This is a genomic window from Rugamonas violacea (assembly GCF_016461825.1).
Taxonomy (GTDB): domain Bacteria; phylum Pseudomonadota; class Gammaproteobacteria; order Burkholderiales; family Burkholderiaceae_D; genus Rugamonas.
Genome location: NZ_JAEMNU010000037.1, coordinates 319,432 through 333,576 on the forward strand (window position 1 = coordinate 319,432; position 14,145 = coordinate 333,576).

The 14,145-nt window shown below is 64.1% G+C and carries 13 protein-coding genes; 12 read left to right on the plus strand and 1 reads right to left on the minus strand.

What is annotated here, in order from left to right; genetic code table 11:
- Positions 1-300: 300 nt before the first annotated feature.
- The 4 genes from H7U20_RS09080 (at position 301) to H7U20_RS09095 (ending at position 3,100) form a co-directional block, all read left to right on the plus strand.
- Positions 301-567: a DUF2442 domain-containing protein gene (locus tag H7U20_RS09080; protein WP_233410590.1), complete on the plus strand. Its 267-nt coding sequence runs from the start codon at positions 301-303 to the stop codon at positions 565-567.
- 99 nt (positions 568-666) lie between these two features.
- Positions 667-1,485, plus strand: coding sequence for an endonuclease/exonuclease/phosphatase family protein (locus tag H7U20_RS09085; protein ID WP_199758809.1), 819 nt, complete (start codon positions 667-669; stop codon positions 1,483-1,485).
- Between the two features lie 17 nt (positions 1,486-1,502).
- A complete protein-coding gene (gene clsB, locus H7U20_RS09090) occupies positions 1,503-2,669 on the plus strand; it encodes a cardiolipin synthase ClsB (protein WP_199758810.1) in 1,167 nt (388 codons plus the stop codon).
- Positions 2,669-3,100, plus strand: coding sequence for an RNA-binding S4 domain-containing protein (locus H7U20_RS09095; protein ID WP_199758811.1), 432 nt, complete (start codon positions 2,669-2,671; stop codon positions 3,098-3,100). The genes clsB and H7U20_RS09095 overlap by 1 nt, the downstream gene beginning before the upstream one ends.
- A 30-nt stretch (positions 3,101-3,130) precedes the next feature.
- Here the strand turns inward: H7U20_RS09095 and H7U20_RS09100 are convergent, their stop codons facing one another.
- A complete protein-coding gene (locus H7U20_RS09100) occupies positions 3,131-3,772 on the minus strand; it encodes an FMN-dependent NADH-azoreductase (protein WP_199758812.1) in 642 nt (213 codons plus the stop codon).
- 108 nt (positions 3,773-3,880) lie between these two features.
- On the opposite strand from H7U20_RS09100, the gene H7U20_RS09105 reads away from it, so the two are divergent.
- The 8 genes from H7U20_RS09105 (at position 3,881) to H7U20_RS09140 (ending at position 14,027) form a co-directional block, all read left to right on the plus strand.
- Positions 3,881-4,789 carry a LysR family transcriptional regulator gene (locus tag H7U20_RS09105; RefSeq protein ID WP_199758813.1) on the plus strand — a complete coding sequence of 303 codons (909 nt, stop codon included), beginning with the start codon at positions 3,881-3,883 and terminating at the stop codon, positions 4,787-4,789.
- 252 nt (positions 4,790-5,041) lie between these two features.
- On the plus strand, positions 5,042-5,668 hold the full coding sequence (locus H7U20_RS09110) for a TetR/AcrR family transcriptional regulator (protein WP_199758814.1): 627 nt from the start codon (positions 5,042-5,044) through the stop codon (positions 5,666-5,668).
- Between the two features lie 66 nt (positions 5,669-5,734).
- Complete coding sequence (locus H7U20_RS09115) at positions 5,735-7,525, plus strand: acyl-CoA dehydrogenase C-terminal domain-containing protein (protein ID WP_199758815.1); 1,791 nt, start codon at positions 5,735-5,737, stop codon at positions 7,523-7,525.
- Between the two features lie 17 nt (positions 7,526-7,542).
- Complete coding sequence (locus tag H7U20_RS09120; protein ID WP_199758816.1) at positions 7,543-9,942, plus strand: 3-hydroxyacyl-CoA dehydrogenase/enoyl-CoA hydratase family protein; 2,400 nt, start codon at positions 7,543-7,545, stop codon at positions 9,940-9,942.
- 62 nt (positions 9,943-10,004) lie between these two features.
- Positions 10,005-10,454, plus strand: coding sequence for a PaaI family thioesterase (locus H7U20_RS09125; protein WP_199758817.1), 450 nt, complete (start codon positions 10,005-10,007; stop codon positions 10,452-10,454).
- 96 nt (positions 10,455-10,550) lie between these two features.
- Complete coding sequence (locus H7U20_RS09130; RefSeq protein ID WP_199758818.1) at positions 10,551-11,747, plus strand: acetyl-CoA C-acyltransferase; 1,197 nt, start codon at positions 10,551-10,553, stop codon at positions 11,745-11,747.
- 105 nt (positions 11,748-11,852) lie between these two features.
- A complete protein-coding gene (locus H7U20_RS09135; RefSeq protein WP_199758819.1) occupies positions 11,853-12,632 on the plus strand; it encodes an enoyl-CoA hydratase in 780 nt (259 codons plus the stop codon).
- A 255-nt stretch (positions 12,633-12,887) separates the two neighbouring features.
- Positions 12,888-14,027: a sensor histidine kinase gene (locus H7U20_RS09140; RefSeq protein ID WP_199758820.1), complete on the plus strand. Its 1,140-nt coding sequence runs from the start codon at positions 12,888-12,890 to the stop codon at positions 14,025-14,027.
- The last annotated feature ends 118 nt before the right edge of the window (positions 14,028-14,145 follow it).

The following is a 14,145-nucleotide window of genomic DNA, read 5'->3' on the forward strand; positions in this document are numbered from 1 at the left end:
TTTGCGCGGACACAATGGCCCACGGTGGGGCCGGTCTTAGCATGGCAGTCTGCCCGCCGAGGACTCGCTTGCCATGCCTGCCGTCTTGCGCTACAACGGATACACGCTCTTCTTCTTTTCCAACCAAGGCCAGCCGCTGCCGTCTGGCGTGGGAGCAATCCCCGTTTGCTCAAGCAAACCCCGAGGCACAATCTGGGGTCAGACCCGCCGGGTCTGACCCCGGCTCTCCGCCTTTGGGTGGTTTTTGTGGCCGCCGGCGCCCTAACTTCACGGCATTGCAGGCGTGGGAGGATTTTTTCGATGATTGAACCACTCGCATTGAAGCTCACCTTCGACCAGCAGGCCATGTGGGTACGCTTGGCTGACGGGCGAACCCTGGGCGTGCCCTTGAGCTTCTTTCCTCGTTTGCAGCGGGCCGAGTCGGAGCAACTGGCCGGGTACGTCATCAGCGGCGGCGGTGCCGGCCTGCACTGGGATGCGCTCGATGCAGACATCAGCGTCAAGCATCTGCTGTACGGCGACGGCGATCAGACGGCGGGGCGGGCCGGCTTGGCGCGCCAAGCCTGAGCCGAATCTCGTGCCGCACCGATGGCGCGGCCCAGCCAATTTCTCGCACGCAAGTGACGGTGGCGCTGGAAGCGGACTTATGGGGGTAGAATCAAGCCCATGAAAATCCGTGTCGCCACCTACAACATCCACAAGGGCGTGTCCGCCATCCGCAGCCAGCCGCGGGTGCACGCGCTCAAGCAGGCCATCGGCCTGTTCGCCGCCGACGTGGTGTTCCTGCAAGAGGTGCAGGGCCGCCACGACCGCAACGCCGCCCAGTACGGCGAGGAACACCACGGCCACAAGCACTGGCCGCAGACGGCCCAGCACGAGTTCTTCGCCGGCGAGGAGTTGCACGCCGCCTACGGCATGAACGCCATCTACGACCACGGCCACCACGGCAACGCCCTGCTCAGCGCCTACCCGATCGCCCAGAGCCGCAACCACGACGTCTCCGACCACGCCTACGAGCAGCGCGGCATCCTGCACTGCGAGATCGACACGCCGAAGGGCACGGTGCATTGCTACGTGGTCCACCTCGGCCTGTTCTCGGGCGGCCGGGGGCGCCAGACGGCGGCCCTGATCGAGGCCGTCAAGGCCTCGGCGCCGAACGGCGAGCCGGTCATCATCGCCGGCGACTTCAACGACTGGCGCGACGCGCTGGGCGACCAGCTGCGCCAGGCGCTCGGCGTGGTCGAGGTGTTCGAGCAGATCGGCGACACCTCCACCCTGAGCGAGCTGGTGCGCACGCTGGGCCGCCGCAACAAGGCCGGCGGCTCGACGGCGGCGCGCACCTTCCCGGCCGCGCTGCCGTTCTTCCGCCTCGACCGCATCTACGTGCGCGGCTTCCAGGTCGACAACGCCGAGGTGATGCACGGCAGCTTGTGGGCGCGCCTGTCCGACCACGCCCCCATCGTCGCCGAGCTCAAGCTCGTCTGAGCGGCCGCCGCCAACCCATGCGCTCAGTCAACTTCATCGCCGACAACGACGTCCGGCTGCTCTACTGCGGCACCGAGTTCTTCCCGGCGCTGATCGAGGCGATCGACGCGGCCCGGGGCGAGGTCTACTTCGAGACCTATATCTTCGCCGACGACGACACCGGCAAGGCGGTGCTGGGCGCGCTGATGCGCGCCGCCGGCCGTGGCGTGCTGGTGCGCGTCATCACCGACTGGTTCGGCACCGGCGGCGCGCGCAGCCAGCGCATGCGGGCCCAGTTGCGCGCGGCCGGCGTCGAGCACCGCATCTTCAACGCTTGGTTCCGCCGCGGCGTGACGCGCACCCACCGCAAGATCTGCGTGGTCGACCACGGCATCGCCTTCGTCGGCGGCATCAACATCAACGACGACCTGTTCTGCGACTACGACCACGGCCGGCGCCTGCCGGCGCCGCGCTGGGACTTCGCCGTCGCCGTGCGCGGCCCGCTGGTGGCGCTGATCCAGAAGGAGGCCGAGGCGCAGTGGGCGCGGCTGGGCAAGCTGGGCATCTTCAAGCGCATCAGCCTGTACCGCGACATGCGCAAGGTCGACCAGGACGCCGCCCGGCCCAGCATGGTGCAGGCCGGCTTCGTGGTGCGCGACAACCTGCGCAACCGCCGCACCATCCAGCGCGCCTACCTGCAGGCGCTGGGCCGCGCGCGCAAGAGCGTGCTGCTGGCCAATCCCTATTTCGCGCCGGGGCGCAAATTCCGCCGCGCCCTGGCCGCCGCCGCCGAGCGCGGCGTCGAGGTGGTGCTGCTGATCGGCGTCGGCGAAATGTGGATGCAGGACGCCGTCGCCCATTCCTTCTATCCCAAGCTGCTCGACGCCGGCGTCACCGTCGTCGAATACCACCACACCCAGTTGCACGCCAAGGTCGCCGTCATCGACGACGACTGGGCCACCGTCGGCTCCAGCAATGTGGACGGCCTCAGCCTGTTCCTCAACCAGGAAGCCAACGTGGTGGTCAAGGACGCCGCCTTCGCGCTCAGCCTGCGCGGCCACATCGAGGCGGCCGTGGCCGACGGCGTGGTGATCCACCGCGACGACTTCGCCCACATCGGCCGCTGCCGCCGCATCGGCTACGAGATCGCCTTCGTTTGCTATAAACTGTTGATGCGCATCTTCGCGATAGGGAAATATGCTTGATGAGTAAGAACGTTCAACACACTGGCGGTACTGGTAATGGCGGCGACGGCGGCAAGAGCGTGCGGGTCGACAAGTGGCTGTGGGCGGCGCGTTTCTTCAAGACGCGCTCGCTGGCGGCCGACGCCGTCGACAGCGGCAAGATCAAGCTCGGCGGCGACAAGGTCAAGCCGGCGCGCACCGTGCGGCTGGGCGACGAACTGCACATCGACAACGGCGCCGACGTTTGGGAGGTCGAGGTGCGCGGCCTGTCCGACGTGCGCGCCGCCGCGCCCATCGCCCGCCTGCTGTACGCCGAGAGCGCCGCCAGCGTGGCGCGCCGCGCCGGCGAGACCGAGCGGCGCAAGCTGTTCCGCGAGCCGGGCGCCGAGCTCAAGGGCCGCCCCACCAAGCGCGACCGCCGCCAACTGAGCAAGGCCAGCGGCCAGGAGTGAGGCGGCGCGCCGGCTGCCACAAGCTCAAGCTCATTGCGCCTCGACCCCCGCGTATGCCGATGCCGCCTGTTTGATGGCGGGCGCGTGCTTGGCGACGAACGCGGCCATGGTTTCCTCGCCCATATCGACCGACTTCGCTGCGCCGCCGGCCACGACGGTCACGTCCGCGATGCCGATGACGTGCAGAATGAGCCGCAGGTATTGCTCCGCAATATTGCGGTCGCGGATCGGCGAGCCTTCGGTGTACACCCCGCCCGAGGCGAGCAGCACCGTCGCCTGCTTGCCCGTGACCAGCCCTTTGCCGTCGAAGCCGAGCGTCTTTCCCTTGCGAACGATATGGTCGATCCAGGCCTTGAGTGCGGCCGGCACGTTGTAGTTGTAAACCGGTGTCGCGATCACGATGTGGTCGGCGGCGAGGAGCTCGGCCACGAGCACATCCGACATGGCTAGCACCTCTTTCATCTCGGCGGATTGCTTGTCGTCCGGGGTGAAGTAAGCCTGCAACCACGGCGCGTTGACGTGCGCTAGTTGGCTCTCGGCGAGATCGCGCACCACGACCTTGCCCTGCGGATGTGCGGCTTGCCAGTCGGCGACGAAGCGGCGCGTGAGTCGACGGGAAACCGATGAGTCGCCGCGCGGGCTGGTTTCAACGACGAGTAGTTTGGATGCCATGGTTTTTCCCTGAAGAGTTTGGTCGCAATGACAGTGAATATATGGCATCCTATCCATTTGCGGAACTGATAAAAAACCGATGAACTCCATCGGATAAACTGATAGGCCATGATCGAAAACCTCACACTTGACCAGCTGCGCGTCTTGGTCACCATCGCCGACACCGGCAGTTTTTCCGCCGCAGGGCGCAAGCTCTACCGGGCGCAGTCTTCCATCAGTCAGGCCGTGGCCGGGCTGGAAGAGGTGCAGGGTGTGCTGCTGTTCGATCGCAGCGGGCACCGCCCCAGATTGACCGGGATCGGGCGGGTGCTGGTCGACCAGGCGCGCAGGGTATTGAGCACCGCGCGGAAGTTCGAGGCCGTGGCCGCCAGCGCGCGCGACGGGGTGGAGCCCGAGTTGACGCTGGCCATCGACCCGCCGATTCCGTCGGGGCCGCTGATCGAGAGCATTCGAGCGTTGAACAGCGGCTTTCCCGATTTGCCCGTTACGTTCTCAACCGAAGGGTTCGGCGGCTCCTTGCGTCGCTTGCGTAGCCAGACGGCGGATTTGGCCATCTGCGTGCTGCTGCCCGTCGTGCCGGACGATGTCGTCGCCTTCCCGATGATGCGCGTGCCCCTGCAAGCCGTGGTGGCGCGCGACCATCCGCTGGCCGCTTTGGGGCGGCCGGCCGAGCGCGACGATCTGGCGCCCTACGTGCAACTGGTTTTGTCCGACCCGGTCGATCCTGGCAGTCCCAACTATGGGTTGGCGGGGGAAAGGCTATGGCGATTTGTCGATCTCGGCCGGCGGCTCGACTTTCTGCTCGCGGGTTTGGGCTGGTGCAGGATGCCCCTGCATCTCATCGAACAGCCGCTCGCCACCGGCCAGCTCGTGCCGATCGAGATCGCCGGGGACCAGACCCCTGCGCAGGGGCTAACGATCTACGCCGCGCACCTGCGCCAACGCGAGCCGGGCCGGGCCGGGCGTTGGCTGCTTGCCGATTTGCGGACGCGTTTCGGCGGCGTGAATCAGGAATGAGCGAGCGCCCGTCTTGCCATAGCGGACTGAGCCTTTCCACGGCGTCACATCCGCGCCACAATCGCCGGCTATGCTGCATCGCAGCAATAGAACCTCGCCTCTAACGTAAGCGTTTGACTTTTATCCCCCGGTAGATAATAGTACGAGCGTTCGCAATTCTTTTCACACGGAGCAAATTCATCTGGGAGAGAATGCTTTATTCCCAATGATTTTCAACCTTTGAGTGTCACTATTAATACTTCAGTCAAATTCATGCGCAAAGGCGAACTGACCCGCGCAGCCATTCTCGACGTGGCCTTGGACTTGTCGAGCCGGGACGGGCTGGAAGGCTTGACCATCGGTTTGCTGGCGGACCGGATGAACATGAGCAAGTCCGGCGTGTTCGCCCATTTCGGCTCGCGCGAGGACCTGCAGATCGAGGTGCTCAAGCTGTACCACCACCGTTTCGAGCAGGAAGTGTTCTTCCCCAGCGTCAAGGAGCCGCGCGGCATTCAGCGGCTGCGTTCGATGTTCGGCCGCTGGGTCAAGCGGGTCAGCGTCGAGATCGCTTCCGGCTGCATCTACATCAGCGGCGCGGTCGAATACGACGACCGGCCGGGACCGATCCGCGAGTCGCTGGTGGCGATGGTGGCGGCCTGGCAGGGCGCCTTGCTGCGCTGCGTGGAGCAGGCCATCGAATGCGGCGACCTGAAGGCCGACACCGACGCCGGGCAACTGGTCTACGAGATGTACGGCCTGATCCTGGCGCTGCACCACGACGCGCGCTTCCTGCGCCGTCCGGGCAGCCTGGACCGCGCCAGCGTCGGCTTCAACCGGCTGATAGACAATTACCAAAACGCGCCGCCGGCGGAGAAAACGGCGGCGCAGCACCAACCTTAAACCGCCGCGGTCCGCCGCAGCCTTTCGTCATACACATACCAAGTCACACGCCTTCAGGAGATAATCATGGGTCAATACGTCGCGCCAATCCGGGATATGCAATTCGTGCTGCACGAGTTCTTGAAAGTTGAAGATGAACTCAAGCAAATGCCTCACTACGCCGAGGTCGATGCCGACATCATCAACCAGGTGCTGGAAGAGGGCGCCAAGTTCACCTCGGAAGTGTTGTTCCCGCTGAACCACTCCGGCGACCGCGAAGGCTGCAAGCACGACGCCGCGACCCATACCGTCACCACTCCTAAGGGTTTCAAAGAGGCCTACAAGCAGTACGTCGACGGCGGCTGGGCGGCATTGGCCTGCTCGACCGAATACGGCGGCCAGGGCCTGCCCATCGTGCTGAACAATTCCTTCTACGAGATGCTGAACTCGTCGAACCAGGCCTGGTCGATGTACCCGGGCCTGTCGCACGGCGCCTACGAGTGCCTGCTGGAACACGGCACCGACGAACAGAAGGCGGTCTACCTGCCGAAGCTGGTGTCGGGCGAATGGACCGGCACCATGTGCCTGACCGAACCGCATTGCGGCACCGACCTGGGCATGCTGCGCTCGAAAGCGCTGCCACAGGACGACGGTTCCTGGCTGATCACCGGCAACAAGATCTTCATCTCGGCCGGCGAACACGACATGGCCGAAAACATCCTGCACCTGGTGCTGGCCCGCGTGCCGGACGCGCCTGAAGGCTCGAAAGGCATCTCGCTGTTCCTGGTGCCGAAGTACCTGCCGAACGCCGACGGTTCGATCGGCGCGCGCAACCCGATCACCTGCGGCGCCATCGAAGAAAAAATGGGCATCCACGGCAACTCGACCTGCCAGATGAACCTGGACGGCGCCCGTGGCTGGATCATCGGCCAGCCGAACAAGGGCCTGAACGCCATGTTCGTCTTCATGAACGCGGCCCGCCTGGGCGTCGGCATGCAGTCGCTCGGCCTGACCGAGATCGCCTACCAGAACGCCCTGATCTACGCCAAGGACCGCATCCAGATGCGCAGCCTGTCCGGCATCAAGGCGCCGGACAAGCAAGCCGATCCGATCATCGTCCACCCGGACGTGCGCCGCATGCTGTTGACCGGCAAGGCCTACGCCGAAGGCGCGCGCGCCTTCTCGTCCTACGTCGCGCTGCAGATCGACCGCGAACTGCACCACCCCGACGAAGAAGTGCGCAAGGAAGCGGCCGACGAAGTCGCCCTGCTGACCCCGGTCATCAAGGCCTTCATCACCGACAACGCCTGGATCGCCACCTCGGAAGCGATGCAAGTGTTCGGCGGCCACGGCTACATCTCGGAATGGGGCATGGAGCAGTACGTGCGCGACGCCCGCATCAACATGATCTACGAAGGCACCAACACCATCCAGTCGCTCGACCTGCTGGGCCGCAAGATCCTCGGCGACAACGGCGCGAAACTGCGCAAGTTCGGCGAGAAGGTCAAAGCCTTCGTCGAAGACAACGGCACCGATGAAGCCATGAGCGAATTCATCACCCCGCTGGGCGACCTGGGCGACAAGGTCACCAAGCTGACCATGGAAATCGGCATGAAGGCCTTCCAGAACCCGGACGAGGTCGGCGCCGCATGCGTGCCCTACCTGCGCGTGGTCGGCCACATGATCTACAGCTATCTGTTCGCCCAGATGGCCAAGATCGCACTGGAAAAAGAGTCCAGCGGCGACAACTTCTACAAGGCAAAACTGGCCACCGCGCGTTTCTACTTCGGCCGCCTGCAACCAGAAACCGCAACCCTGATTCGCCAGGCGCGTTCCGGCTCCGCCAATCTGATGGCGCTCGACGCAGATCTGTTCTAAGAACCTAGAGGAAAACCATGACCAATTTCATCGTTAAAAAAGTAGCCGTCCTGGGCGCCGGCGTGATGGGCGCGCAGATCGCCGCCCATTGCATCAACGCCAAAGTGCCTGTGGTCCTGTTCGATCTGCCGGCCAAGGAAGGTCCGAAGAACGGCATCGTGCTGCGCGCCATCGAGAACCTGAAAAAGCTCTCGCCCGCACCGCTGGGCAACAAGGACCACGCCGCGCTGATCGAGGTGGCCAACTACGAAGACAATCTGGACCTGCTGGCCGGTTGCGACCTGATCATCGAAGCCATCGCCGAGCGCATGGACTGGAAGCACGACCTGTACAAGAAGGTCGCGCCGCACATCGCGCCGAACGCCATCTTCGCCTCGAACACCTCGGGCCTGTCGATCACCACGCTGTCCGAAGGTTTCGACGCCGACCTGAAATCGCGCTACTGCGGCGTGCACTTCTTCAACCCGCCGCGCTATATGCACCTGGTCGAGATCATCCCGACCGCCGCCACCAAACCGGAAATCGCCGACCAGCTGGAAGGTTTCCTGACCACCACCCTGGGCAAGGGCGTCGTGCGCGCCAAGGACACCCCCAACTTCATCGCCAACCGGGTTGGCGTGTTCGGCATCCTGGCCATCGTCCACGAAGCCGAGAAGTTCGGCCTGAGCTGCGACGTGGTCGACGATCTGACCGGCGCCAAGCTGGGCCGCGCCAAGTCGGGCACCTTCCGCACCGCCGACGTGGTCGGCCTGGACACCATGGGCCATGTGATCAAGACCATGCAGGACTACCTGCCGAACGACCCGTTCGCGGCCGTCTACAAGACCCCGGCCGTGCTGGCCAAGCTGGTCGAAAAAGGCGCGCTGGGCCAGAAGAGCGGCGCCGGTTTCTACAAAAAAGTCGGCAAGGAAATCCAACGCCTGGACTTCGCCACCGGTGAGTACGTCGCCGGCGGCGGCAAGGCCGCCGACATCGTCGCCCGCATCCTGAAAGAAAAAGATCCGGTCAAGAAAATGAAGGCCCTGCGCGAATCGACCAATCCACAGGCGCAGTTCCTGTGGGCGATCTTCCGCGACGCCTTCCACTACATCGCCGTGCACCTCGACACCGTGGCCGACAACGCCCGCGAGATCGACTTCGCCATGCGTTGGGGCTTCGGCTGGAACGTCGGCCCGTTCGAAACGTGGCAGGCCGCCGGCTGGTCGCAAGTGGCCACCTGGGTCAAGGAAGACATCGACGCCGGCCACGCGCTGTGCAACGCGCCGTTGCCAAGCTGGGTCTTCGAAGGTCCGGTCGCTGAAAAAGGCGGCGTGCACACCCCGGAGGGTTCGTACTCGGCCATCAGCAAATCGTTCGTGCCGCGCTCGACCTTGGCCGTCTACGAGCGTCAACAGTTCCGCGCGCCGGTGTTCGGCGCCGGCGTGGCCGACGGCAAGACCGCCGGCACCACCGTCTTCGAGGACGACTCGGTGCGCCTGTGGCACTCCGGCGACGAGGTGCTGGTGATCTCGCTGAAAACCAAGATGCACGTCATCGGCGACGGCGTCATCAAGGGCCTGAAAATGGCGCTGGAAGAAGCCGCCAAGAACTTCAAGGGCCTGGTGATCTGGAGCGCCGACGCGGCCGAAGGCGGCGCCTTCTCGGCCGGCGCCGACCTGCAATCGGCACTGCCCGCGTTCATGCAGGGCGGCGCCAAGGCGGTCGACCCGATCATCCGCGAACTGCAAGACACCTTCATGGCGATGAAATATTCGAACGTGCCGGTGGTGGCCGCCGTTGCCGGCCTGGCCCTGGGCGGCGGTTGCGAAATGGCGCTGCACGCCTCCAAGCGTGTCGCCTCGATCGAATCCTACATCGGCCTGGTCGAAGTCGGCGTCGGTTTGATCCCCGCCGGCGGCGGCCTGAAAGAGGCGGCTGTGCGCGCCTTCAAGGAAGCCAAGGGCACCGACATCCTGCAATTCCTGAAAACCGGCTTCACCAACGCGGCCACCGCCAACGTGTCGAAATCGGCGCTGGAAGCCCAGGCCATGGGTTACCTGAAGGAAGACGACGTCATCGTCTTCAACGCCTACGAGCTGCTGCACGTCGCCAAGGTCGAAGCGCGCGCCATGTTCGACAAGGGCTACCGCGCGCCGCTGAAGGCGCCGGTGCAGGTCACCGGCCGCTACGGCTACGGCACCATCAAGGCCCAGCTGGTCAACATGCGCGACGGCGGCTTCATCTCGGCGCACGACTTCAAGCTGGGCGAGATGATCGCCGAGATCGTCTCCGGTGGCGACATCGACCAGGGCAGCTTCGTCTCCGAGCAGTGGTTCCTCGACATGGAACGCAAGGCCTTCCTGGAGTTGCTGAACCATCCTAAGTCGCAAGAGCGGATCATGGGCATGATGCAAACCGGCAAGCCGGTGCGCAACTAATCGTCCAGGTCATGTCGATCCTGTCCCTGGTATTCAAAGTACTTTTGCGCGTGAGGCCAAGCATGGTGTATGAACGTATCAAGCAACAAATGATGGACACTCTGCCCTTCGTGCGCCTGCTGGGGATCAAGATCGACGAGATCGGCGCCGGCACCTCCAAGGTGTCGATGCCGGCGGACCCCAAGCTGAATAACCACCTGGGCACGCAGCACGCCGGGGCCCTGTTCACCTTGGCCGAAACGGCCTCGGGCGCGGCCATGGCGGGCGGTTTCGCCGAGCTGATCCTGGGCTTGCGCCCGGTCGCCAAGGAATCGCGCATCCAGTACCAGAGGGTGGCCAAGGGCGCCACCCGCGCCGAAGGGCGCGTGCCGGGCGACCTGGCCGCGCTGAAGGCCGAGCTGAAGGAGCAGGGCAAGGTGGCCTTCCCGGTCGAGGTCGACATCTTCGACGCCGCCGGCACCTTGGCCGCCCAGGTGCAGGTGGACTGGTACTTGTCCGAGAAGCGCGCCTGATTCGCCGGCGCGCTGCGCAAGGCGCATTCCCAAGGTTACGCAGCAATTCGACAGAACTTCGACAGAACTTCGATCAAAAATTTTTGAAAGAATAAAATGAGCAAACAACTTCAAGACGCATACATCGTCTCCGCCACCCGCACCCCGATCGGCAAGGCGCCGCGCGGCATGTTCAAGACCACCCGCCCGGACGACCTGCTGGTGCGCGTGCTGCAATCGGCCATGGCGCAGGCGCCCGGCCTGGACCCTTCGCTGATCACCGACGCCATCATCGGCTGCTCGTTCCCGGAAGCGGAGCAGGGCTTCAACATCGCCCGTCAAGCGGTGCTGCTGGCCGGCCTGCCGAAGACCATCGGCGGCGTCACCGTCAACCGTTATTGCGCCTCGGGCATCACCGCCATCGCCATGGCCGCCGACCGCATCCGCGTCGGCGAGGCCGATGCGATGATCGCCGGCGGCGTCGAGTCGATGTCGATGGTGCCGATGATGGGCCACCACCCATCGATGAACCTGAACATGTTCACCGACGAAAACGTCGGCATGGCCTACGGCATGGGTCTGACCGCCGAGAAGGTCGCGCAACAATGGAAAGTCTCGCGCGAACAGCAGGACGCCTTCGCCGTCGAATCGCACCGCCGCGCCATCGCCGCGCAGCAGGCCGGCTTCTTCAAGGCCGAGACCACCCCGGTCGAGATCATCACCCGCACGCCGAACCTGGCCACCGGCCAGATCGACATCAAGACCCGCACCGTCGACACCGACGAAGGCGCGCGCGCCGATTCGACCATCGAATCGCTGGGCAAGCTCAAGCCGGTGTTCGCCGCCAAGGGCTCGGTCACCGCCGCCAACAGCTCGCAGATGTCGGACGGCGCCGGCGCGCTGCTGATCGTCTCGGAGAAATTCCTGCGCGAACACAACCTGACCCCGCTGGCCAAGTTCTCCTCGTTCGCCGTCAAGGGCGTGCCACCGGAAATCATGGGCATCGGTCCGAAATTCGCCATCCCGGAAGCCTGCAAGCAAGCCGGCATCACCCAGGACCAGCTGGACTGGATCGAGCTGAACGAAGCCTTCGCCGCGCAGGCGCTGGCCGTGATCGGCGATCTGGGCCTGGACCCGGCCAAGGTCAACCCGATGGGCGGCGCGATCGCCCTGGGCCACCCGCTGGGCGCGACCGGCGCGATCCGTGCCGCCACCGTGATCCACGCCCTGCATCGCAACAACCTGAAGTACGGCATGGTCACCATGTGCGTCGGCGCCGGCATGGGCGCGGCGGGGATCTTCGAGCGCGTATAAATCGGCTATAGTGTAGAAAAACACAAGGGCGCTGCGGAAATTTCCCGGCGCCCTTTCCTTATTTTGGCGCTCGGCCCGGCACGGCGCAGCGCATATGGAGACAAGATGGACATTTTGAGCAGCAAGGCCGACGGCATCCTGACGATCGAATTCAACCGTCCGGACCGCAAGAACGCGATCACCTCGGCGATGTACCAGAGCATGGCCGAGGCCATCCACGACGGCGAGCAGGACAGCGCCGTGCGCGCCATCCTGATCATCGGCAAGCCGGAGATCTTCACCGCCGGCAACGACCTGGACGATTTCATGAAGAGCTCGCGGCCGGAAGACGGCGTCGCCATCGAGGAGCGTCCGGTGTACCGCTTCATGCTGGCGCTGAGCGGCGCCAAGAAACCGGTGGTGGCGGCGGTGGCCGGCGCGGCGGTGGGCATCGGCACCACCTTGCTGATGCACTGCGACCTGGTCTACGCGGCCGACAGCGCCAAGTTCTCGATGCCCTTCGTGCAGCTGGGTTTGTGCCCCGAGTTCGCGTCGAGCCTGCTGCTGGCGCAGATCGCCGGCTACCCGCGCGCGGCCGAGAAGCTGATGCTGGGCGAGCCCTTCCTGGCGCAGGAGGCGCTGGACATGGGGCTGGTGGCCAAGGTGCTGCCGATCGACGAGCTGCTGCCCTTCGCGCTGCGCCAGGCCGCCAAGCTGGTGGCCCTGCCGGCCAGCTCGGTGCGCGCCACCAAGCAGTTGATGAAGGCCAGCCGCAACGGCGCCATCAGCCAGCAGATGGTCGACGAGAACAAGTTCTTCGGCGCCATGCTGGCCGCACCCGAAGCCAAGGAAGCCTTCACCGCCTTCTTCGAGAAGCGCAAGCCGGATTTTTCCAAGTTCGCTTGAGGGGTGGTGGTTGTAGGCCAACCCTGGATGGGTTCTGCGCCGAATTGGTGGTTCGGTCAAGGTGGCGCGGCAGCGCGCAACCTTGACGCGGAACTTATTTCGGCGAACGCAGCACAGGATCAGGTAATGAACGAGAATGGGCGTGTCGGGACGGCCTGACTCGCCCTGCGACAGTTCTTCCTTGGAAAAATTTGTCTCCTGCGATCCACAGCGCCGGGCATCCGCCGCATCGTCTCCCATTTGGAAGGAAATAGTATGAGATTGTTCACATTCATCGAGAAGCATCTCAAAGAAATTTTGACGGAATGGGACTCCTTTGCGCAGAGTCTGGTGCTGGCAGGTGATGATATGACGGCGTTGGCGTTGCGAGATCACGCCGAAGGAATACTGCTGGAGATCGCCGCCGATATCAAAACGACCCAGAGTGCGCGGCAACAAGTTCAAAAATCCCAGGGCGACGCGCCCGGCGAAAATCGCCACGGCAGCTCGGCACACATTCATGGCGCATTGCGGCAAGCCAGCAATTTTTCCTTGCTTCAATTGAGTGCCGAATTCCGAGCGCTCCGGGCGACGGTGTTGCGACTCTGGTTGCCGTCGCTGGCGCAAGTGGGCGAGGACGTGATCAATGACATGGTCAGGTTCAACGAAGCAATCGATCAGGCGCTGGCGGTGTCAATCGGCACATTCTCAACAGAAATGAATGAAACGCGAGAGCTGTTTCTGGCGATCCTGGGCCATGATCTCAGGGCGCCCTTATCCACCATTTCGATGACGGGGCAAATCCTGACGCGAATGGCGGACGCCGGCGAGCGGGTGGTAGAAAGCGGCAAGCGGATCGACCGGAGCGCCCGCTTGATGGCGCGAATGGTTGAAGATCTGATCGAATATTCCCGCACCCAACTGGGTAAAAGCATACCGGTGACCTTGGCGCCAAGCGACGTCGGCGAAGCCTGTCGGGCGGCCATTGAGGATGCCCAGGCCACCTGTCCCGCGACTCGATTCGAGTTTTCCGCCGAGGCGGGCTTGGACGGTGATTTCGACCGTGTCAGACTGCATCAATTGTTCGCCAATTTGTTCATCAACGCCGCGCAGTACGGTGTGGAGGACCGCCCCGTCATCATCCGGGCCCATGGAGATGCCGATTTCGTTACTGTTCAGGTAACAAACTTTGGCCCGCCCATTCCGAAGGCCTCGCTCGAATCGATGTTCAGGCCATTGGTCCAGCTTCCCGCGACGCTAGAGGATGCTCGTCCCAGCACAAGCCTGGGCTTGGGCCTGTACATCGCACGTGCCATTGTCGTCGCCCACGGTGGAGAAATCGGAGTGGACTCGAGCGAAGTCGATGGCACCGTCTTTACCGTCAAACTTCCCCGCGCCAACAGCTTGCAGGGATAAAACGCCGAGCCAACGCGGTATTGATCGCATGCCTGGTTGTGGCACGGTCACTGGTGCTATCAGGTAGCGCGGTGTCACGTCCAGCGCTTGCGCCAGCGAGATGATGTGCTCGTGGCTG